The sequence below is a fragment of the Streptomyces sp. NPDC048671 genome, from assembly GCF_055587045.1.
In genome coordinates, this window is the sequence record NZ_JBVJHB010000006.1 from 164,609 (window position 1) to 186,071 (window position 21,463).

Consider the following 21,463-nt stretch of genomic DNA (forward strand, 5'->3'; position numbering starts at 1 on the left):
TCAGGCGGGGAGCAGGTGGACAACGGCCGCGACGACGGCGGCGACGACCAGGACGAGGGCGAGCACCGCGCACGTTCCGTAGCCGAGATACGCGGTCCGGGCGCGCCGCGGGTAATCGGCGGCGGCCGGGTCGCGGCGTGCGGCCAGGCGCAGATACGTGGCGGTCGAGGCGGCCAGTTCGGTGGCCCCGCACAGCTGTCCGGCGATCCGGTAGCCGTCGAGCGGCGGAAGGGGCACCAGCATGGCGAGTGCCTGGACGCTGCCGAGGAGCAGCAGCGCGCCGAACGCGTCGTGTGTGGGATCGTCGAGCGGGGCGAACAGCCACAGAGCGCAGAACGGCAGCAGGAACAGCAGGTTCATCACCGCTCCGGCGAGCGCGGTGTTGATGCGTTGCCTGCGGGAGCCCAGGTACAGGTAGTTGTCCACCGTGCAGTACATGATGAGCACGGGGAACCGCCAGCGCAGGCCGATCTCGGCGACCTTGCCGCCGTTGTGCCGGGCGACGACGGCGTGGGCCAGTTCGTGCAGGGCGGTGCTGAACCACAGCAGCGTGGCCAGGCCGGTCAGCAGCACCGGATTGGTGAAGACCTCGCGGGTGTCCTGGAGGAGTTCGCCCGCCCGCAGGGTGATCAGCGCCTCCATCGCCACGAGGGCCGTCAGCAGCGGCACCATCCACCCCGGGGCGAGGAGGAAGCCCACGGCCCGGTGCAGCCGGGCCGCGGTGGCGTCCGCGTCGGCGACCAGCCGGATGCTGCCGCGCAGGACGCCCCGTCGCGGCGGTGCGGGCGCGACGGGTCCGGGGCCGCCCGCGGCCTGGGCTGACGTCCGGGCGGGTCCCCCGGCCAGCAGGCCGCGGGTGCCGAGCATCCGGAGGATCTGCTGCCAGCGGGCCTGGTCGAGCCGGCGGCCGTAGGCCTGCGCGTATGCCTCGCCGATCTCTCCGAGAGTGTGCTCGCCGTCCATCCGGGCGATGAGGAAGTGCTCCTTGGCGCCGACCTTGAAGGAACTGTCGCTGTCGGTGTCCTTGATCAGGTGCACCGTCGCGGCGCCGTGCAGCAGCGCCTCGCTGAGCAGGACTCCGGGCCGCAGCGCGGGACGGTAGGCGGCGAGGGCCTCGGCGGAGCCGGGCGCGACGGCGCTCATCCGGACTCCCGCAGGGCGCGGCCGAGCACGTGCGAGAGGTAGGCCTCGTCCCTGATCGTCACATGCAGCCGGTTGTTGGTCATGTGCATGTACGGGGAGAGGAGCATCGGCAGCGCGGCCGAGGGGGCGGTGACCGGCTCCTCGCCGTCGCCGTCGCGGGACGGGAACACCAGATCGCCGTCGCGGGCCAGCGTGACCACCCGCTCCCGGAGTTCGGCGCAGTGCTCGGCCCATCCCGCGAGGAAGCCGGGCAGCCGGGCAGCGCCGCCCTCGCCCGCCGTGGCGGCGCGGACACGGTCGAAGCGGGCGGCGAGGCCGGCGGCCATCGAGGCGTAGTTGCTGTCGTACTCGTCGCTGCCGATGAAGCCGGTCCCGGGGAACGCCCGGTGCCAGAACTCGTAGTAGCTGTCGAGGTAGTCGGCCAGCTTCCGCCGGTCGGGCAGGAAGGTCGCCGACATCACCATCATCAGCTGGGCGGAGGTGCCCAGCAGTACGGTCCGCAGGTGCAGGTTCTTCGACCGGAAGGCGTCGATGACCAGGTCGCTGGAGTTCCGGAAGTGCCATTCGGCCAGCTCGATCCCGGCCGGGCCACCGTACTTGGCGTACTCCGGGTCGTAACTCTCCTCGCTGCGCGAGTTGTTGGGGCGCAGGTTCATCCGGCCCCGGTCGTCCATGTACGGGCCGCGTTCGGCGCCGGGGAACTCGATGTCGAACAGGGCGTTGTAGAACTCGTTGAGGAACCCCGAGTCCACTTCGTACAGGGCGGGGCGTTCGGTCAGGAACGCGTCGAGGGCCTCCTCCGTGCGGCGCCGGACCTCTGCCTCGGCCTCCGGGCCGGAGGGCCTGATCCGCAGCCTCACATGCGGACCCTCCAGCCAGTAGTTGATGAAGAAGTACCCCGCGAGCAGCCCGTCGGCCTCCAGCGCGGCGATCAGGGGGCGGACGCAGTGCGTGAGCATGGGGCGGGGGTTGGCGGCGTAGAAGATGTGGGTGGCCTGCCAGGCTCCCGCCCGGCGGGTGTCCGCGGGGGCGGGGCCGGTGAGGGCTGAGCTCATGGGTGGTTCCTCTCTCGGACGGGGGCGAGGGTCTCCAGCGCGAGCTCGGCGACGTGGTGGCCGTGGGCGGAGACGGTGTGCAGGGAGTCCTCGTCGGGCAGCATTTCCCGGAACACGACCCGCGCACCCGGGCTCCTGACCAGCGCCTCGAACGCCGCCAGCGAAAGCGGGCTGTCGAAGTCGAGGTAGCTCGGCTTGGCCCCGGTCGCCCCGCGCGCCCCGCCGTCCGAGACGGTGACGAACATCCGGTCCGGCAGGGCGTGGGCGCGGCGGAACGCGTGCCAGTCCAGGAACCACGCGTCGTCCGCCGTCCCGGGACCGCGCAGCGGCAGGGCCGGGGCGAGCGCGGTCCAGCTGCGCCGGCTGAGCACCACGCTGCCGTGCCGGACACGCGGCCTGCTGGTCACCCCGTTGACGGGGGCGCCCTCGGGGACGCCGCCCCAGACGTGGAGCGGGGACATCGAGGTCGGTGAGAGCAGCAGCAGGGTGCGGGGCAGTTCGGGCAGCGCGAGCGGGACGAGGTAGCCGAGGTAGACCGGGATGACCTCCTTGTCCAGGCGGATGGAGCGCAGCGTGAGCCGGTCGGAGTCCGGGTCGTGGACGAGGTACAGGTCGTCCAGGTGGATGCGGCGGTCCGGGGACAGGGTGCCGCGCTCACCGGGGCAGACGATCTCGTACCCGGTGAGCCGGCCGTGCAGGTTGAGGTTGCTGGTGACCGGTCCCCCGGTGACCTCGGCGAGGACGGCGCCCTCGGGCACGAGAGGTGTGGTGGCGTCGAGGAGCCGCTCGTCCAGGCCGTCGAAGAGATGGGTGAACCGGCTGAACGGGAAGGACACCCCGCCGTAGGAACGGTTCAGGACGACCAGCGGATCGACGGGCCGGTCCACGATCTGCACATGGTGCGTGAGCGGGGTGAAGTCCTCCGCCAGCGGTTCGAGTTCGGCGGCGACCTCGGAGAGGAAGCCGTCGTCGATCCGGATCTCGTCCGGGACCGGGCCAGGGGCCGACGTGGTGGCCGCCCACAGGGCGCGCATCCGCTCGACGAAGGCCAGCCGGGCCGTGTCGAGGGCCTTGAGCTGCGGCAGGGAGAGCCAGTTCTCCTCGGGGACGTAGTTCCCGTCCTCGTCGAACGTGGTGTGCTTCGAGGTGAACGAGATGTACTGGTCGAAGAAGTCCTCGTGGAAGTCGTGGACCAGCTTCAGCAGGTCGTCGCAGCGCCCGCCCTGCCCGTACCGGGCGAGGAAGAACCCCTTGAACGTCACGCGCTGCGGCAGCGTGAGGTCGAACGCGGGCAGGACGCGCTCCACGGCGCCGAGCGGACCGGCTGCCAGCCGCTCCCAGTCCGGGGCGGACAGCCGGGCCGTGTGCCCGGCCGCCGCGTCCTCGTAGAGCAGGGTCTGCGGGATCTTCGCCGCGGCGACGCCGAGCTCCTCCTCCTGGAGGGTGCGCAGCGAGCCGCGCACCTCGTCGAGCAGCGCCCGGCGCCCGGCCGGGTCCGCGTCCGCGAACCGGTCGATGCAGGACATCGGGGTGTCCAGGCGTGCGGCCAGCCGGTCCGCCCAGGGCCGGCCGAGCCCTCGCAGGGACGACTGGAAGGCACCCAGCGGGTCGGTGTCGTGGACCTCGGTGCGCAGGCACGGGACCTGCACCATGCCGAGGTCCAGGAGTGCCTTGAGGTACTGGGCGCACTCCTCCTCGCCCGCTCCCCGGTCCTTCGCCAGCCAGCTCACCAGCTCGCCGTAGCGCAGGGTGCCGTGCTCCTCGAACATGGCGAGGAGCCGTTCCAGGGTGCCGCTGCGGTGGAGGAAGAACAGCCGGTCCTTCACCGCGTCGAAGGTGACGGCGGTGTCCTCGTCGCCCTGGGTGACCCAGCGGCGCACATAGCGGACCCGGTCGTCGTCGCGGCCCCAGCCGGAGGCCGGGGCGACCGGCAGGTCGGCGCGGCGCACCGGATCGGCGATCACCGCTTCGGCGAGCCGGCCGACGGCCACCACGTTGAGCCGGATGCGCCCGCTCCAGACGTCGTCGACCCGGACACCGAGCCCGCCGCCGTCCGCGTCCGGTTCGCCGAGGGTGCCCAGTGCCACCCCGGTGAACGTGGAGAAGGGGCTGGTCTTGCAGGCCGTGCGGTACACGTAGGAGAGCAGCGAGCGTTCGATCTTGCGCTGCTTGCGGTCGGGGTTCGGGCCGCCGCCGTTTCGCGTGTACGCGTCGAGCTGGGCGTCCAGCGTGGGTGATGCCAGCAGCAGCCCGTTGCGCAGCCGTTCCTCGCCCGCGGTCCGGCGCAGCGCCTCGCGGGCCCGGCCGGTCTCCTCGGCGAGCAGCCCGGCGCCGACGGCCCGGTGCCCGTCCAGCCGGTGCCTGGCGGTCAGCCAGCCGGCCAGTGCCGCACCCGTTGCCGGGTCGAGGCCCCGCACCAGGGCGAGGGACCGCTCGGCGGCGTCGGGGCGGGGCAGCCGGTTGTTGAAGACGTCGCGGCGCAGCTTGAGCAGCGTCCGGCGCAGCGCCTCGTCCTCGCTGCCGCCGACCAGACCGTGGATCAGGTCGCCGAGCGCCTGCCCCTCGGCCCTCGACCGCTCGGTCGAGTCGAGGAGTTCATCGGTCCAGCGGCGGCTCTCCGGGCAGCGCAGCGCCTGCACGCACTCCACCGGCAGCCCGGCGACCCGCAGCATGAAGCGGGGCCGGGTGACGGCGGCGGTGGGCGGGTTGTCCGAGGTCATTTCGGGGCTTCCCCTTCCGGTTACGGGCATCGTCGACGGTGGTGGGGCTCAGGCGATCTCGTACCGGAAGTCGGCCGGGGCGGGCCGCTCGTTGCCGATCATCATGATCAGCAGCGGTGCCTCGCCCGTCCCTTCGAGTCCGAGCTCCTCGGCGTAACTGAGGTTGTCGAAGCCGAGTGCCACCCCGCAGCCGGTGCGCACGGCTGACGCGGCCGTGTACACGGTCTGGGCGATCGCCCCGATGGTGGCGTTGACCAGGCGGTATCCCCGGTCGCCGACGGCGTCGAGCACGGCGTGGGTACGGACGGTGGACACCAGGACGACGCCCGCCTGTTCCAGGTTGTAGTTCGTCAGGAAGTAGTTGCGCTGGAGGAACTCGCCGGGCCGGCCCGCCTTCACCAGCCGCAGGCTGTGCGCCTCGGGGTCGTATTCGTACGCCCCCGGGGTGAGCGACTCGACATGGCTGACGAACGCGTACAGCTTCGCCAGCCGCTGTCCGCCGCCGTCCCCGCCGATCCGCGAACCGGCCGCGGCGGCCGCCAGGCAGGACGCCAACTGCTCCCCGGTCAGCGGGTGCTGGGCGTCGAAGCGGCCGAAGCTGCTGCGCCGGTCACGCAGGGCGGTGCGTACGTCGGTGCCGAGCGGCCCGGCAGGCGGCAGCGCCACCTCGGGGCGGGCCCGGTCCACGGGATGCGCCGCGGCGGGGGCGAGATCCGCGGGGCCCGGCCGGTCCGCGGCGTGCCCGGCGGTGACCGCCTGCATCCGGCGCAGCGCGTCGAAGGTGAGCACGGTGCGCGAACGCTCCTGGTCCCGGTGGCGTACGGAGACCTCGGCCGGCGGGGCGGGGGCCGGCTCCGGGCGGGGGCCGGTGCCCGCCCACTTCAGCGGGACGACGGCGAAGAGGCCCTCCTCCTGTGTGTCCACGCCGAGCAGCCGCCCGAGCCGCTCCTCGTCGAACCAGAGCGCGGGTTCGACGGACAGCCCCCTGGCGCCCGCCCACATCCGCCAGGTCTGGAGGCAGGCGCCGAGGTCCATGGACACGGCGTGGAAGGAGAAGTTGTTGTACTTGAAGGCGTTCTGCCAGTACTTGATGCCCAGGACCAGGTACTGGTCGGTGTCCGGCCCCGGCGCTCCGTCCCCGAGCGCCGCCCGCACCTCGTGCGACACCTCGCCGGTCAGCAGCCGCTGCATGGCGTGGTGGCGGGTGGAGTAGTAGTGCACGCCCGGCGGTACGGGCCCGCTCGCCCCGGACACCCAGTACACGCTGACCGGGTAGAGGCCGCCGCCGGAGGCGGAGCCCCGGGACCAGTTGGCGAGCGGGTAGTGCGGCAGGGCGCTCAGATCGGTGTTGGCCTGGACGCCGAGCCTGCGGCCGGTCAGCCCGTACGAGTCACGGAGCATTCCGGAGAGCGCGGGAAGGTCGAACTCCCCGTCCCTGGCGGCGTCCTGGTCCAGGCCGCGGTCGAGCGAGGCGTCGGCCGGGTAACCGGACGCGGGCAGCGGCATGCTGTCGACGCCCGGGTAGTGCTTGCCCTTGCGCGGGCCGTCCGCCCAGTTCGGCACGTAGTCCGCCGGCTCCATCGGGACCCGGTTTCGCGCGAGGATCGCGTCGGCGTATTCATGGGCGTACCCCATGGCAGGCTCCTTGGTCACGGGTGACGGATCACGGGAAGGGGTGGGGGGCGAGGTTCAGTTCGGCGTCGGTGAGTTCGCCCGGACGCAGCCCGGCCGCACCCAGCGCGGTACGCAGCCTCGGCATGGCCAGCGCCCGCTGCCGCGTCCAGCCGAAGTCGATCGGCAGCAGCCCCGGCACGATGACGGAGACCGTGGTCAGACCCAGTTCACGCTGTTCCGGCATGGTCTGGTCGACGACGATCACGTCGAAGCCGGCGGCGGTGACCGCGTCCACGCAACTCGCCAGGTCCTCCCGCAGGTCGTCGGAGACGGGGGGCACGGAGCCGTCCCCGTACAGCTCGGCGAAGGACCGGGCGGGCGGGCGCGGCGCTCCCGGTTCGCCGATCAGGAAGTGGGCGTGGCTGCCCATCTCGGGGATTCCGTAGGCCAGCGGGTGATCGTGCAGCGCCTCGACCCGTCCGAAGTCGTCGGCCATGGCGCGCAGCCGGGTCAGATCGCGCTCGGTGCGGCGCCGCAGGTTCACCGCGTCGGTGGCGATCTCGCAGAGCGCACCGGCCAGGGCCGCCTCCGGGTCGAGCCCGGCGCCCGCGCCGAAGCACATCCGGCCCAGGCCCCCGTCGGGCCGCACCGCGACGCCGGTGACGACGGGGACGGGGAAGGAGATCCGGGTGTCGAAGAAGCGGGCCTCGTAGCCGTACATCTCCAGCCGGTCGACCATCTGCCGGGTGGCCGGGCGGCGGCTGGTGCGCGGATCGATCTCGGGCAGGGCGGCCCGCCCGTACCAGGTCAGCAGGAACGCGTCGCGTTCGATGACCTCCATCAGGCCGAAGTAGACCGCCTCCTCCAGGCAGCCGCCCGAGGCACAGCCGTTGGAGCTCTCCTGCACGAAGCGGTTCTCCAGGCCGGGTGCGTGGTAGTACGTGAGGACTTCCGGGACCAGGACCGGCTGGTTGTCGCGCAGTGAGTAGCCGTGCACCCAGGGGATCTCGCGGTCCGGGGAGAACGGCGGGACGCGGGGGTTGGCGCGGTGGAAGGCGTCCGAGTACAGCCCGCAGACGCGCGGGTCGAGGGCCCGCTCACCGCGGCCGCGCAGCGCGTCCAGCGAACCGCGCGTCTGCGCGCGCTTGGACCGGGAGCGCATGCCCGCGTACCGCTCCAGGCCTTCGAGCACCCCGATCCGCATGCTCTCGGCGAAGGTGTCGGCGTGCCCGCCCCAGTACGTCTCGCGGAGGTATTCGCCCGAACGCATGGAGAAGCAGCCGATGGTGGCCGAGGTCGACGTCGAGGAGACGTCCTGCACGACGGAGGGGCCGAGCGAGCCGCAGACGGGGTTGGCGTACGGCTCGACGGGCAGTTCGTACGTCTCGATGTCCCGGACCCGGAAGGTGCCGGGCCGGGCCTTGGGCGCGGGCCGCAGGGTGAGCACGGCGGCCTCGGCGGTGTCCGGTTCGACGTGTCCGCAGCGCGGGCACTCCGGGTCGGGTACGAGCGGGTAGTGCCGGACCGTCAGGGTCTCCAGGTCCACCAGGTGCACGGCAGGGAAGGCGCCGGTGTCCGGTCCGTCCCCGGCGGTTCCGGCGGCGACGAGGCCGGCGATGGTGTGGGCGGTGAACGGTGTGATGTAGGGGGATTCCCCGGCCGCCCTGGTACCGGAGCCGAGCTCCAGGGCCTCGCGCAGCGCGACGGACCGCACGGCCTGCCAGCGCCGTTCGAGGCAGTGGGCACAGGGCTGCGGGCCGCTCCCGCGTGAGGTCGCGAAGGGGCCGACGACGGCGTGCCGGCCGTAGAAGCGGACGGGCACGGCGGTGGTGGTGTTGACGTGGGCGGGCACGGGGCCGGCCGGGGCGGCGGCCACGGGCGCGAACGCGTCGCTCACGCCCAGCGGCGCCACGTCCAGCGGCGGCGGTGTGCCGTGCCGGCTCAGCGCCTCGTGCAGGAGGTCCGTCAGCAGGTGCGCGGACTCCTGTGCCGGGCCGGCGGCACGCACGGGCGTCTCAACGGACATCGGGGGCACCCGCACCGTCCACCGTGAGCAGCACCCTGGCCGTGGCGATGCCGGCCGCCGCCAGGTCCGCCGGGGTGGTGTCCACGTACAGCGCGTCGCGTCCGGCGAGCCGCAGCCGCTCCAGCACCGCGTCGAACGTGGTCGCCGGCCCGCCCGCCGTGACCGGGGCGCCGCTCACCGCGACGGCCGCGGCGGCGAGATCGCGGACCAGCGGGTCGCCCAGGTCCACGACGCCCGCCGGGTCCTCAGCGGCCAGCTGCGCCTGCCCCAGGAGATCCCGCAGCGCCGCACAGACCGCCGCCCGCCGCGAGAGGCCCGCGCCGATCGCCCAACGCCCGTTACCCGAAGGCCCGTCGGCCTCACGGGCCAGCACCGCGTGGGCACCGGTGCGCTCCGCCTCACCGAGGTCGAGCAGCTCCACCGCGAGGTCCAGGTTGGCCGCGGACTTCAGCAGGAACACCAGCTCCGGGTCGTCCCCGTCGGCGGCGACCGGGCTGACGGCCGTGGCGCCGCGGACCGCCCGCAGCAGCGCGTCGTGCGCCAGGGCCGACATCAGGCCGGTGCCCGCGGCCTCCCGCGCACCGGGGCCCGCGCCCGATCCGGCGGAGGTCGCGAGGTGCACCCGGTGGTGGTTGCGCGCCCCGAAGGTCCGCACCGCCTCGGCGGGCACCCGCACGGGCTCCTTGGTGAGCAGCGAGGTCGCGACGGCCCAGGCGGCCGGGGCCGCGCCGCTGCCGCCGAAGGTGGTGAACGCCTCGGCGCCCAGCACCCGGTCCGCCCCGGCCCCCGCGTCCGCCGCCCCGGCCGGCGGGACCACGTGCTCGACGTACGCGGTCGCGGCGGCGTACAGCGCCCGCATCCGCGCACCCGCCAGATGGTGCACGTCGAAGGCGGCGACCAGCCGCCGCACCCCCGCGCCGAGCGCCACCTCGACCCGGCTGACCTTCAGCGGGGTCTGGGTCAGCGCCTCGTCGTCGTACCGGCTGAAGACCCCGGTGTACGGGCGGACCAGCGCCGTGCTGATCCGGTTCAGCTCCTCGACCATCGCCTCCGCGTCCCGGGCCGTCTCCACGGTCGCGGTGACCGGCAGCGCCAGTCCGTCCGGCAGCGCGGCGGGCGGCTGCCCGGTGTCGAGCGCGGCGCAGCGGCCGCAGCGCGGGTGGGGCCGCACGGGTTCGGCCCGTACGTCCAGCGAGGCCAGGTCCTGGACCAGTACCTGGCCGTCGGTCTCGGCGGGCAGCGCGCCGGTGGTGAGGCGGAAGATCTCGTAGCCGATGAGGTTGCCGACCATCGCGGCGACCGGCCCGGACACCCTGTCGCCGGACTCCGGGGTGACCCCCGCGGCCTCGCCCCACAGCGCGGCGGCGTCGGCGGCGGACACGTTGCCGCCCAGCCGCAGCACCGCGCAGGACCAGCAGCCCGTGGAGTCGGTGGTGGCGAGCGGGCCGACGACCACGCGCTCGCCGAACAGCCAGGCGGGTATCAGGGTGCGGCCCCCGGGTATCCCGGCGGCCAGCAGCCGGTGGGTACGCGCCCCGGCCCCGGTGCCGGTCACCACGACGACGTCGTAGCCGTCGAGCGCGTCCCAGCCCGCTCCGGCACCCGCGCCGATGAGGCCGGCCCGCGCCCCGGCCCCCGCCGCCTCGGCCGCGATCTCGTCGGAGCCGGTGACCGTGCCGATCTCCGCGCACCCGTTGCGCAGCAGGCTCAGTGCGCACCAGCGGGCGATCTCGTCGTCGCCGAGCACGGCGACCCGCGTGGCACGGAACCGGGCGAAGCGTTCGGGGGCGCCGTCGGCGTAGTGGTCGACGTACGCGATCTGCGCGGCGAACCGTTGTGCGGCGGCCTCGTCCGGCACCGGGTCCGCCGCGCTCGGCGGCTCGGGCACGTCACGGGCGAAGCCGCGCTCGTACAGCGTCTTGACCAGCTCGGCGGCCATCGCGCGCTGGGCCGGCCCGAACCCGGCGCAGAGTTCGGCGAGCCGGTGGTGGCCGGTCAGGTGCGGGACGACGAGGGAGGCGAAGCGGTAGGCGGTGCGGCCGGTCAGGTGGAAACCGCCGTCGGCGTTGTGGAAGAGCACCCCGCCGGGGGTCTCGGTGAACAGCACGTCCCGTCGGATGCGCGGCCGGGTCGCGGCGAGCGCGTCGAACGTACCGGTACCGGCCGGGCCGGCAACGGCGTTCGAGGGTGCGGCAATCGGGGTGTTCGCGGCCATGGGGTCACACCTTCTCTGTGCGGCGGATGTGTTCCGGGGCGGTTCTGCGTACGTAGCTGCGGAGCAGTTCATGGACCCGGTAGGGACCCGGCGGGCCGTCCTCCAGCAGTCCGGCGTCGGCCAGCTGTTCCAGGACCGCCTCGGTCACGGCCGGGCTGTCCTCGGCGGCGAAGGTCTCCCCCGGCGCCGCCGCGACCCGCTGGAACGCCTCGGACAGCCGGGGTCCGAGCCGGTTCAGCGCACCGTCGAGCAGGGCCCGCACGGAGATGTCCGGCGAGTCCGTCAGCGTGAGCCGGGCCAGTGGGTCCTCGCCCAGCCAGCCGACGGCGTCGGCGAGCCGCAGCCCCGGTCGGGTCAGCAGCCGGGCCGTCAGGATCCGCAGGGCGAAGGGGAAGTGCCCGCACAGCCGGGCGAGGCGGTGCGCCGCGTCCGGCTCCGCCTCGACCCGCTCGGCGCCGAGCACCGACAGCAGCAGGGCGTACGACTCCGCCTCGGTGAAGGCGGTGAGCCGGTGCACCCATCCGCCGTGGGTGGCGATGAGCCCGGCGAGCCCCATCCGGCTGGTCGTGATCACGGCCCCCTGCGCCCCGGCGATCGCGGGCAGCAGCGGGCGCACCTGATCGGCGTCCACCACATCGTCCAGGACCAGCAGGACCCGTTCGCCGTCCGGACCGGCCCGCAACGCGTCGGCCACCTCCGCGGCGATGTCGTCCCATCGGCGCGCCCCGCCGTCCGGACGGGTCACCGGCACCAGCCACCGGCCGCCGGGGAAGGCGTCCCGCACGAGGTGCGCGACATGGTGGGCGAGGGCCGACTTGCCGATGCCGGGCGGCCCCGACACCAGGACGGTGAGCGGGTGCGGGGCCTCTTCGCCGGGTTCGGCGGGGGCGGTGAGCCGGGCCACCATGGCCGCGGTCTCGCCCTCCCGGCCGGTGAAGTTGGGCACGACGGGCACCGGACGGGCACCGTGGCCGGCGGCTGCCCCGGCCTCGGCGGTGCGCACCGGGTCGGCGGCCGGCAGCGCGGCCGGGCCGTGACCCGTACCGAGGTCCTCGCCCCGCAGGATCGCCAGTTCCAGCTGCTGGAGGGCGGGCGAGGGGTCGACGCCGAGTTCGTCCAGCAGGAACGCCTTGACCCTGCGGTACTCGGCAAGGGCCTGGGTCTGCCTGCCCGTCCGGTACAGGGCCTCGATCAACTGCTCGTGGAGCCGCTCGTTCTCCGGGTACGTCCGGGTGGCGGACCAGAGCTCCACCAGTGCCTCACCGCAGCGCCCCAGCCCGAGCAGCAGATCGCAGACCCGCTCCACGCTGCGCAGCCGCTCCTCGGCCAGCCGCGGGACCTCGTCCCGGTGCAGCACGTCGGAACGCACGTTGGCCAGCAGCGAGCCCTGCCAGAGCGCCAGCGCGTCCTTGAGGGTGGCGAGCTCCGCGTCCGGGTCGCCCGACAGCGTCACCGCCCGGCGCACCTGGTCGCGGAAGCCGAGCAGGTCAAGCGTGTGCGGTGCGGCGGTGATCCGGTAGCCGCCGGGCACGGCCTCGATCACCGTCCCGGTCACCCCGTGCCGGGTGAAGAGCCTGCGCAGCCGCAGCACGCACGTCTGCAGAGCGGCCCTGGCGGTGACGGGCTGCTCCTGCCCCCACACGGCCCGCTGGAGGTACTCGGCGGAGACCACGGTGTTGGCGTGCAGCAGCAGCGCGGCGAGCAGGATGGTCGGCTTCGACGGCTGGAGCACCACGGCCTCGTGGCCGTCCGCGAGGGTCAGCGGCCCGAGCAGCTGGAACCGCATCACGGCCGCCTACTCCCGGCCGTTGACCGGTTCGCGCTCCCGGCCGGGGACGGCGGGAAGGGCTGCGGCGGAAGCGGTGGCGGCGACGGCGACGGCGACGGCGACGGGGTGCGCGACACCGTCGGGCTGCCGCGAGAGCGAGGACCTGGACACGTTTCCCTCCGGCGGTTGCGTACGGCCGGGGACTCCCGGCAGAACGACGATGCCAGCGGGGGACGGGACAGGGTCCGTGCCGCCGTGTCAGCTTGCTGCACGGCGGCGGCAGCTTCGTGCAGGAAGCACGGATCCGGCCCCGGGCGTTTGGAGGAACGCCCGGGGCCGGAACCGTCAGTCTACGTGGACCGCCGCCTCACCCGTCCGTGGCGATGGCGTTCAGCACGTTCATCCGGCCGGCCCGGAAGGCCGGGACCAGGGCCGCGAACAGTCCGACGAAGGCCGAGGCGACGAAGACCGAGATGATGGTCGGCCACGGGATCTCCAGGACACCGAGGCCCTCCAGGGCCAGCAGCTTCTGGGCCGAGGTGCCCCAGCCCATGCCCAGGCCGAGGCCGAGCAGGGCGCCGAACAGGGCGATGACCACGGACTCCAGCCGGATCATCCGGCGCAGCTGGCGGCGGGAGAGGCCGATGGCGCGCATCAGGCCGATCTCGCGGGTCCGCTCGACGACCGAGAGGGCCAGGGTGTTCACGACACCGAGCACCGCGACGATGATCGCCAGGGCGAGCAGTCCGTACACGATGTTCAGGAGCTGGCCGATCTGGTCCTTCAGGTCCTGCTTGAAGTCGGCCTGGTTCTGCACCTTGTACTGCGGGTACTCGGCGAGCGAGCTCTTGAGGGCGGCGTACGCCTCCTTCTCCTTGCCGTCCTGCGCCTTGGCGAACATGATCACGTTCTTGGGCATCTTGTCGGCGGGGACGTACCGCTCGGCGGTCGCGGTGCTCAGGTACATCGCGCCCTGATCCACGGTCGTGTCGTCCGAGGTGATCGCGGCGACCTTCAGCTTCGCCGTCTCGCCGGCCTTGAACGCGACCGTGACCGTCTCGCCGACCTTGATCCCGTGCGCGGTGGCGTACTCCTCCCCGACCGACATGGCGTTCTTGCCGTAGGCCGCGGTCAGGTCACCGGCGACGGTCTCGCGCCGCAGGTCCTGCGGGTACGTCGGGTCGGCGGCGGTGACGTGCTCGTCCGTCGTCGAGCCGTCGGGGTTGGTGAGCTTCGCGCTGATGGCCTTGTAGTTCGTGACGTGCTCGATGCCGGGCGCGGTCTCCAGCGCCTTCGCGGCCTGCGGCACGATCAGCTGACCGGTGGACGACTGCACGATGAAGTCCGCGCCCACCGACTTGTCCAGCTCGTCGGTGGCCGAGGCGACCATGGAGGAGCCCACCACCGAGAGGCAGGCCACCAGGGCGAGGCCGATCATCAGGGCCGCACCGGTGGCGCCGGTGCGCCGGGGGTTGCGCAGCGCGTTGCGCTCCGCCAGCCGGCCGACCGGGCCGAACAGCCGCAGGACGAGGACGCTGAGCGCCCGCACCACGACACCGGCGAGCAGCGGGCCGATCACGATGAAGCCGATGAGGGTGAGGACCACGCCCAGGCCGAGGAAGAGCGATCCGTCGCTCGACTTGTCGGCCTGCGTGGTCGCCCACAGCGCCGCCGTGCCCGCGCCGGTGAGGACCAGGCCGATTCCGGCCCTGATCCAGCCGGACTTGGCGTCGGCCGGGGTGCCGGAGTCACGCAGGGCGGCCATCGGGGAGACCTTGCCGGCCCGGCGGGCCGGGATGTACGCGGCGAACACGGTCACGATGACGCCGAGGGCGAGCCCGATCACCGGGGTCGTCCAGGCGACGGTGAGGTCCTGGGTGGACAGCTCCATGCCGATGGCGCTCATGACCTTCATCAGCCCGACGGCGAGTCCGACCCCGGCGGCGACGCCGAGGATCGATCCGACGATGCCGAGGAGCACCGCCTCCAGCAGCACGGACCGGTTGACCTGCTTGCGGCTGGAGCCGATGGCCCGCATCAGGCCGATCTCGCGGGTGCGCTGGGCGACCAGCATCGAGAAGGTGTTGACGATGAGGAAGATGCCGACGAGGAAGGCGATCCCGGCGAAGCCGAGCATCGCGTACTTCATGACGTCGAGGAACGAGCCCATGGAGTCCTTGTTGGCGTCCGCGGCCTCCTTCTGCGTCTGGAGCTTGTACGCGGCCGAGCCGTCCAGTGCGGTGGCGACGTTCCGCTTCAACTGGGCGTCGTCCACGCCCGGTTCGGCGGTGACGGAGATCTGGGTGAAGACGTCGGGGGCGCCGAGCAGCTTCTGCTGGGCGGTGGCGGTGTCGAGGTAGACGATCGCCGCACCGGGGTTGGTGACCTTGAAGGCGGCGATGCCGCTGATCCTCGCCCGGATGTCGCCGGTGACGGCGATGGTGCGCAGCTCGTCACCGATCTTCAGGTGGTGCCTGTCCGCGGTGTCGGCGTCGACCATCACGTCGGTGGGGCCGCGCGGTGCGTGGCCGGAGGTGATCTCCATGGAACGGAGTTCGTTCTGCGTCCAGTTGCCGGCGATCGTGGGGGCGCCGGTCTCGGAGCCCATGTTCTTGTTGTGGCTGTCGACGACCGTGACGGCCATGCTGGAGATGGCGCCCTCGGCCTTCTTCACCCCGTCAGCCTTCTCGACCTGTGCGAGGACGGAGGCGGGCAGCGACTCGGGCCTGCCGTTCTCAGGGTTGTCTTCGAGCTTCGCGGACTTCGGGCTGACGGTGACGTCGGCGGAGGTCGCGGCGAAGAGCTTGTCGAACGTGGTGTTCATCGTGTCGGTGAAGACGAGTGTGCCGCAGACGAACGCCACCGACAGCAGGACGGCGACGGCGGAGAGCGCCATTCGCCCCTTGTGCGCGAAGAAGTTGCGCATCGAGGTCTTCCAGACGGTCATGAGGTCCGCCCGCGTGCGTCGAAGTCCTTCATCCGGTCCAGCACCTGGTCGGCGGTCGGGTTGAGCATCTCGTCGACGATGCGCCCGTCCGCGAGGTACAGCACCCGGTCCGCGTAGGAGGCGGCGACCGGGTCGTGGGTGACCATCACGATGGTCTGGCCCAGGTCGTCGACGGACTTGCGCAGGAAGTCCAGCACCTCGGCGCCGGCCCGCGAGTCCAGGTTCCCGGTCGGCTCGTCACCGAAGATGATCTCCGGCTGGGCGGCGAGCGCCCGCGCCACCGCGACCCGCTGCTGCTGGCCGCCGGAGAGCTCGGTCGGCCGGTGTTTGAGCCGGTCGGAGAGGCCCACGGTCTCCACGACCTGCCGCAGCCAGGCGGCGTCCGGCTTGCGGCCCGCGATGTCCATCGGCAGCGTGATGTTCTCCAGCGCGTTGAGCGTCGGCAGGAGGTTGAACGCCTGGAAGATGAACCCGATGCGGTCGCGGCGGAGCTGGGTCAGCTTCTTGTCCTTGAGACCGGTGATCTCGGTCTCGGCGAGGTGGATCTGACCGGACGTCACGGTGTCCAGCCCGGCCAGGCAGTGCATCAGTGTCGACTTGCCGGAGCCGGACGGGCCCATGATGGCCGTGAACTGCCCGCGTGCGATGTCCACATCGACGTGGTCGAGCGCGACGACCCGGGTCTCCCCCACCCCGTACGCCTTGACGACCTGCCGCGCTCGCGCAGCAACAGCCGTACGCCTTCCAGTGCCCGCGTGCCTGGGAATGGTCACAGCCGTTGTCACGGTTTCTCTCCTATGTCGGTCAGCGCCCAGTTGTCGCTGTCTGCTCTGAAGTCTGTCGTCCTGAGGGGGTCCGGCGCGCTGGTGCCCAGCGCAGTCTTCCGGTGGGGTTTTCCCCACCCCACCCCCTGCGGCCAGCCGCAATCGCGGTGTGTCAACCACGCTACGGAGCGGGCGGGACCGGGCACGTCCTCCGCCGGGAGGAACGGCCCCTGGACAGAAGTAAGGAGCTACCCCTAGGGGTCTCGGCCCCCGGATGGAGGGCCGGCTGAGGGGCCTGGTCCCAAGGGGGCACACGGCGGGTGGAGCGCCCCGCCCCGTGCGTCCGCCGCCGCTGCCCTCTGCCCCGCGAGAGCCGCAGGTGAGACAGTGGCCGAAATTACGTGCATGGGGAAGGAATCTCGGTGAGCGGCGCGAGCGGCGGTACGGAAGCGATATCGGGGTCGGGGCTCGGCCCCGCCCCCTCCCCCGCGAAACCCCGCGGCCGCGGTCCCGTCGTCGCGGCCCTGATGCTCTGCATGGCGCTGTCCGCCATCGACGGCACCATCGTCTCCACCGCGATCCCGCAGATCGTCGGCGACCTGGGCGGGTTCTCCGTCTTCTCCTGGCTCTTCTCCGGCTATCTGCTGGCCGTGACCGTCACCCTGCCGGTGTACGGGAAGCTCTCCGACACCTTCGGCCGCAAGCCGGTCCTGATCGCCGGCGTGATCCTCTTCCTGTTCGGCTCGGTGCTCTGTGCCGCCGCCTGGAGCATGGCCGCGCTGATCGCCTTCCGGGTCGTGCAGGGGATCGGCGGCGGCGCCCTCCAGGGCACCGTCCAGACCATCGCGGCGGACCTCTACCCGCTCAAGGAACGCCCCAAGATCCAGGCCAAACTGTCGACCGTCTGGGCCACTTCGGCGGTCACCGGACCGGTGCTCGGCGGGCTGTTCGCGGTGTACGCGGACTGGCGCTGGATCTTCCTGATCAACCTGCCGGTCGGGGCGCTCGCCCTCTGGCTCGTCGCCCGCCACCTCCACGAGCCGTCCCGCGTCCGCCGCGCGGCCGGCGCCCCCCGCCCCCGCATCGACTGGGCGGGCTCCCTCGCCGTCTTCGCCACCGGCGCCCTGCTGCTGACCGCGCTCGTCCAGGGCGGGGTCGCCTGGCCCTGGCTGTCGGCGCCCTCCCTCGGACTGCTGGCGGCGACCGCCGCACTCGCCGCGCTGACCGTGTTCATCGAACGGCGCGCCGCCGAGCCGGTCATCCCCGGCTGGGTGTGGCGGCGGCGCACCATCGCCTCCGTCAACCTCGCCCTGGGCGCGATGGGGCTGCTGATGGTCGCGCCGACCGTGTTCCTGCCGACGTACGCGCAGTCGGTGCTGGGCCTCGGGCCGATCGCCGCGGGTTTCGTGCTCTCGGTGATGACGCTGAGCTGGCCGGTGTCGGCGGCGTTCTCCAACCGGGTCTACAACCGCGTCGGCTTCCGCCGCACCGCGATCATCGGGATGTCCGGCGCCCTGCTGGTCCTGCTCGCGTTCCCGCTGCTGCCCTACCCGGGCCGGGCCTGGCAGCCCGCCCTGATCATGCTGCTGCTCGGCGCCGCGCTCGGACTCTTCCAGCTCCCGCTGATCGTCGGCGTCCAGTCGACCGTCGGCTGGGCCGAACGCGGTACGACGACGGCCTCCGTGCTCTTCTGCCGCCAGCTGGGCCAGAGCATCGGCGCCGCGCTGTTCGGCGCCGTCGCCAACGGGGTCCTCGCCTCCCGGCTCGCCGACGCCCCCGTCCCCGGCCTGCCCGGCGATCTGGACTCCGTCTCGCACGCCCTGGACGATCCGGGGGCGCTGAGCGCGGCGGCGACGGACTATCTGCGCCGGGCCGTCGACGCCGCCGTCGACCGGGTCTACCTCGGGGCGGCCGCGGCGGCCTTCGTCGCTCTGCTGGTCCTGGTCTTCGTGGCCCCGCGCCGCTTCCCGATCCTGGCCGAGGAGCCCGACAGCGCCCCCTCGGCCGCCGGACCGGCAGGCTGAGGGGGCGCTGAGGGAGAGACCGTGGCCGGTCAGGCGTACCCGTACATGGGGGTCAGGCCTTGACCGCGGCGACCTCCGGTGAAGCGGACGCGTCGGCCTTCCCGCCGGTGGCGGCGGACCCGCGCACGGCCGGGATGAACGCCGAGATCGCCGCGGCGATGACGGCGACGGCGCAGCCGAACATCAGGCCGGTACGGAACCCGGCCTCGGAGGTGAGGGTGAAGCCACCCGTCTCGGTGGTCATCTGCGAGAGGACCGCTCCGATCACGGCGGCGCCGATCGAGGTGCCGAGCGCGCGCATGAGGGTGTTGAACCCGTTGGCGGCGGCCGTCTCGGACGCCGGGACCGCGCTCATGATCAGGGCGGGCATCGCGCCGTAGGCGAGGCCGACACCGCTGCTGCTGACCATGAGGAACAGCATCAGCCCCCAGGCGGAGCCCATCAGGAGGATGCCGAGGCCGTAGGCCGCGGCGATGACCAGCACACCGGAGATCAGCGTGAACTTCGGGCCGCGGGCGTCGGTGAGCTTTCCGCCGAACGGGGAGACGATCATCATCATGATGCCGCCGGGGGCCATCCACAGGCCCGCCGCGAGCATCGACTGGCCCAGGCCGTAGCCGGTGGCCTCGGGGGACTGGAGCAGCTGCGGCGCGATCAGCATTCCGGCGTACATGCCGAAGCCGACGAAGAGCGACGCGAGGTTGGTGATGAGCACCCGGGGGCGGGCGGTGGTGCGCAGGTCGACCAGCGGGTCCTTGGTCCGCAGTTCCCAGAATCCCCAGCCGATCAGCACCACGACGGAGGCGGCGAACAGGCCGACCGTCGTCGAGGAGGCCCAGCCCCACTCGGCGCCCTTGGAGACGGCGAGGAGCAGGCAGACCAGACCGACGGCGAGACCGAGGGCGCCGGGCATGTCGAAACGCTGCCCCTTGGCGCCGGCCGGGACGTCCGGGATCAGGAACCAGATCAGCGCGGCGATGGTGAGGGCCAGCGCGGCGGAGCCCCAGAACAGCACCCGCCAGCTCGCGTACTGGGCGACCGCCGAAGCGATCGGCAGGCCGAGGGCGCCGCCGATGCCGAGGGAGGCGCTGACCAGGGCGATGGAGGAGCTCAGCTTCTCCTTCGGCACCACGTCACGCAGCAGGGCGATGCCGAGCGGCACCATGCCCATGCCCATGCCCTGCAGACCGCGCCCGATGATCATGGGGACGACGGAGGACGCGAGGGCGCACACCACCGAACCGATGAACAGCGGCACCGCGCACACGAGCAGCATCCGGCGCTTGCCCAGCAGGTCACCCAGCCGTCCGGAGACCGGCACGCACACCGCCGAGACCAGCAGGGTGACGGTGATCACCCAAGTAGCGTTGGAGGACGTCGTGTTGAGGAGCTTCGGCAGTTCCGCGATGAGCGGGGTGACCAGGGTCTGCATGACCGCCGCCACGGTGCCGGCGAAGGCGAGAGTCGCGACCACACCGCCCGTTCTGGCTGTCGGCTGGGGGGCATCCATGAGGTGGAACTCCTAGGGGTCGTCGTCTCGTGCGCCGAATAGCGATGTGCATCGTACATGCCGAATGTGTCATACACACCACATGGCTGATGCACGCCGCATGAGAGCATGAGCCCGCGCTCCCAGACCGACGCGCGATCGCCCCCGGAGCACGAGCAGGAGGCCGCAGACATGTCCAGGCCCACGGACGAAGTGGAGTACGAGCAGATGCTGCTCGGGCGACACGACCTCGCCCACCACCGGGGCGGACGGCACAAGTACGCCCTCATGGACCGAAGCGCCTACATCCTGCTGAGCCGCATCCGGATCCAGGGCCCCATGTCCAACGGCGAACTGAGCGCGGCCTTCGGCCTCGACGCCTCCACCCTCAACCGCCAGACCGCCGCGGCCACCCGCGCCGGACTCGCCGAACGCATCGCCGACCCCGACGGCGGCATGGCCCGCAAATTCCGCATCACCGACCGGGGCGCCGCACTCCTCGACCAGGAGCGCGAACGCGTCGTGCGCGCCCTGGACCAGGTCATGAACGACTGGCCGGAAGAGGACATCGCCACCTTCGCCGGCTACCTCAAACGCTTCAACAGCGGCATCGAGCACCTCTCCAGGCAGCCCTGGCCGCGCCCCCGCCAACGGGCCGAACAGGGGCCCCTCAGTCCTCCGCCGGGGCCACCCGACCGGTGAGCGCCGCCAGCGAATTACGTACATGCGCCATGTGCGCCTGCACCTCCTCGCGGCCCTCCTCGTGCTCCCGCAGCACCCGCTCCGTCTCCCGGACCACCCGCTCCTCACGCACCCGGGCCGCGGCAACCAGCTCCGCACCCCGCGCCTCGGCGTCCTCCTGACCGTGCCGCGCGGCCTCCTCCGCCTCCGCCAGCGCCCGGCGCGCCTCGGCAAGAGCGGCCTCCGCCCGCCCGGTCAGCTCCGTGTGCTCCGCGGACTGCGCCGACTCGGCGTCCGCCAGCTCCTGCCCGGCCACCTTCCCCCGCTCGGCGTGCTCCTGCTCCTGATGCGCCAGCACACTCGCGGTACGGCTGCGCGTCGCCTCCATCGCGGCGCCCGCCTCCTCACGCACCGCCCCCGCCTCCAGCCGGGCCGCGGCCAGCGCCTCACCGGCCGAACCCTCCGCCGCGGCCAGCGAACGCTCGGCATGGGCCACCGCGGCCGCCCGCATCGCCTCCGCGTCCGCACGGGCCGACTCGCGCAAGGTCCGCGCCGCCGCGTCCACCGCGTCCCGCAAGGACTGCCCATCCTCCAGCGCGGCACCCCGCACGGCCTCCGCCTCGCCCTGAGCGAGCGCCAGAATCTCCTGCGCCCGCTCCCCCAGCGACGCGTAGTCCTGCGGCGCCAGCACCGCGACGGCCTCGTCCAGCCGGGCCGACTCCGCGACCAGCTCCTCCGCCAGCGCCGTCAGCCGCGCCACCTGCTCCTGGGCACCGTCCCGCTCGGCGGACACCTCGGCCACCATGCGGTCCACCTGCTCCGGACGGTAGCCACGTCCGCGCACGCCGACGAAGCCGTGCGCGGACACCGGTGCAGAACTCATCCCTGACGCCTCTTTCCGACTCTCCGACCCGACCCGAGCATCGGGTAATACGCCAAGGATGCGGCAATTGGCTGAGAAGTCGGAATCCTTTCGACGCTTTTCCGGACGGAAGCGACGGGCATCACAGACGGCAA

General features: G+C 72.8%; 14 protein-coding genes. 2 read left to right on the top strand and 12 right to left on the bottom strand.

From position 1 onward, the window contains the following. From ACZ6S6_RS13975 to ACZ6S6_RS14020, 10 genes are all read right to left on the bottom strand, one after another. Positions 1-1,143 (bottom strand): site-2 protease family protein, encoded by a 1,143-nt coding sequence (locus ACZ6S6_RS13975; RefSeq protein WP_469705780.1) that lies wholly within the window; start codon positions 1,141-1,143, stop codon positions 1-3. Continuing rightward, positions 1,140-2,198, bottom strand: a complete 1,059-nt coding sequence (locus ACZ6S6_RS13980; RefSeq protein ID WP_469705781.1) for a lantibiotic dehydratase C-terminal domain-containing protein — start codon at positions 2,196-2,198, stop codon at positions 1,140-1,142. The genes ACZ6S6_RS13975 and ACZ6S6_RS13980 overlap by 4 nt, the downstream gene beginning before the upstream one ends. Next, complete coding sequence (locus tag ACZ6S6_RS13985) at positions 2,195-4,918, bottom strand: lantibiotic dehydratase (protein WP_469705782.1); 2,724 nt, start codon at positions 4,916-4,918, stop codon at positions 2,195-2,197. The genes ACZ6S6_RS13980 and ACZ6S6_RS13985 overlap by 4 nt, the downstream gene beginning before the upstream one ends. A gap of 48 nt (positions 4,919-4,966) precedes the next feature. Beyond that, positions 4,967-6,553, bottom strand: a complete 1,587-nt coding sequence (locus ACZ6S6_RS13990) for a nitroreductase family protein (protein WP_469705783.1) — start codon at positions 6,551-6,553, stop codon at positions 4,967-4,969. 28 nt (positions 6,554-6,581) lie between these two features. Further along, positions 6,582-8,558, bottom strand: coding sequence for a TOMM precursor leader peptide-binding protein (locus ACZ6S6_RS13995; RefSeq protein WP_469705784.1), 1,977 nt, complete (start codon positions 8,556-8,558; stop codon positions 6,582-6,584). Next, complete coding sequence (locus tag ACZ6S6_RS14000) at positions 8,548-10,773, bottom strand: TOMM precursor leader peptide-binding protein (RefSeq protein ID WP_469705785.1); 2,226 nt, start codon at positions 10,771-10,773, stop codon at positions 8,548-8,550. Before ACZ6S6_RS14000 ends, ACZ6S6_RS13995 begins: the two co-directional genes overlap by 11 nt. Before the next feature lie 4 nt (positions 10,774-10,777). Further along, positions 10,778-12,559 carry an AfsR/SARP family transcriptional regulator gene (locus ACZ6S6_RS14005; protein ID WP_469705935.1) on the bottom strand — a complete coding sequence of 594 codons (1,782 nt, stop codon included), beginning with the start codon at positions 12,557-12,559 and terminating at the stop codon, positions 10,778-10,780. 9 nt (positions 12,560-12,568) lie between these two features. Then, positions 12,569-12,712: a hypothetical protein gene (locus ACZ6S6_RS14010; RefSeq protein ID WP_469705786.1), complete on the bottom strand. Its 144-nt coding sequence runs from the start codon at positions 12,710-12,712 to the stop codon at positions 12,569-12,571. Positions 12,713-12,908: 196 nt separating this feature from the next. Further along, positions 12,909-15,488: an ABC transporter permease gene (locus ACZ6S6_RS14015; RefSeq protein WP_469705787.1), complete on the bottom strand. Its 2,580-nt coding sequence runs from the start codon at positions 15,486-15,488 to the stop codon at positions 12,909-12,911. Further along, on the bottom strand, positions 15,485-16,273 hold the full coding sequence (locus tag ACZ6S6_RS14020; protein WP_469705788.1) for an ABC transporter ATP-binding protein: 789 nt from the start codon (positions 16,271-16,273) through the stop codon (positions 15,485-15,487). The genes ACZ6S6_RS14015 and ACZ6S6_RS14020 overlap by 4 nt, the downstream gene beginning before the upstream one ends. A 401-nt stretch (positions 16,274-16,674) precedes the next feature. Here ACZ6S6_RS14020 and ACZ6S6_RS14025 point away from each other — a divergent pair, with 401 nt between their 5' ends. Then, positions 16,675-18,276 (top strand): MFS transporter, encoded by a 1,602-nt coding sequence (locus tag ACZ6S6_RS14025; RefSeq protein ID WP_469705789.1) that lies wholly within the window; start codon positions 16,675-16,677, stop codon positions 18,274-18,276. Positions 18,277-18,328: 52 nt separating this feature from the next. Here ACZ6S6_RS14025 and ACZ6S6_RS14030 read toward each other — a convergent pair whose 3' ends face one another. Beyond that, positions 18,329-19,786, bottom strand: coding sequence for an MFS transporter (locus tag ACZ6S6_RS14030; protein WP_469705790.1), 1,458 nt, complete (start codon positions 19,784-19,786; stop codon positions 18,329-18,331). 171 nt (positions 19,787-19,957) lie between these two features. Here ACZ6S6_RS14030 and ACZ6S6_RS14035 point away from each other — a divergent pair, with 171 nt between their 5' ends. Further along, positions 19,958-20,467 carry a MarR family winged helix-turn-helix transcriptional regulator gene (locus ACZ6S6_RS14035; protein WP_469705791.1) on the top strand — a complete coding sequence of 170 codons (510 nt, stop codon included), beginning with the start codon at positions 19,958-19,960 and terminating at the stop codon, positions 20,465-20,467. Here ACZ6S6_RS14035 and ACZ6S6_RS14040 read toward each other — a convergent pair. Next, the gene (locus ACZ6S6_RS14040; protein WP_469705792.1) at positions 20,436-21,329 is read right to left on the bottom strand and encodes a cellulose-binding protein; all 894 of its coding nucleotides are present in this window, start codon (positions 21,327-21,329) and stop codon (positions 20,436-20,438) included. The two genes, ACZ6S6_RS14035 and ACZ6S6_RS14040, sit on opposite strands and share 32 nt — an antisense overlap. Between the last annotated feature and the right edge of the window lie 134 nt (positions 21,330-21,463).